At 53.0% G+C, this 230-nt stretch carries 1 protein-coding gene; it reads right to left on the bottom strand.

Annotation, left to right across the window (positions count from 1 at the left end; all coding sequences use genetic code 11):
* Positions 1–2 precede the first annotated feature (2 nt).
* Positions 3–230: hypothetical protein (locus tag CQ12_RS44640; RefSeq protein ID WP_198164374.1), on the bottom strand; the 228-nt coding region annotated here is incomplete at its 5' end.

Genomic DNA, 230 nt, shown 5'->3' with positions numbered 1-230 from the left:
CCTCAGCCGTTGGTATCCGAAGGACGGACAATCACGCGCTCGATTTTGTGGATCATCGTCAACGGGTTTTCTTCATCGCCCGAAATTGTCGTCGCGGCCAAATCCGGCATCACCTTCTTGAGCAATCCAAGACCAGCGGAGACTTGAGTTGCGCTCATCTCACGTTCGCCTTGGACGTGCTCAATAAGCGCGTTGAGGATGTTGCTGTTTTGGATTTTAACCCGGTGCTC

Source organism: Bradyrhizobium jicamae (assembly GCF_001440395.1).
GTDB lineage: Bacteria > Pseudomonadota > Alphaproteobacteria > Rhizobiales > Xanthobacteraceae > Bradyrhizobium > Bradyrhizobium jicamae.
This window is presented reverse-complemented; position numbering and strand designations above follow the sequence as displayed.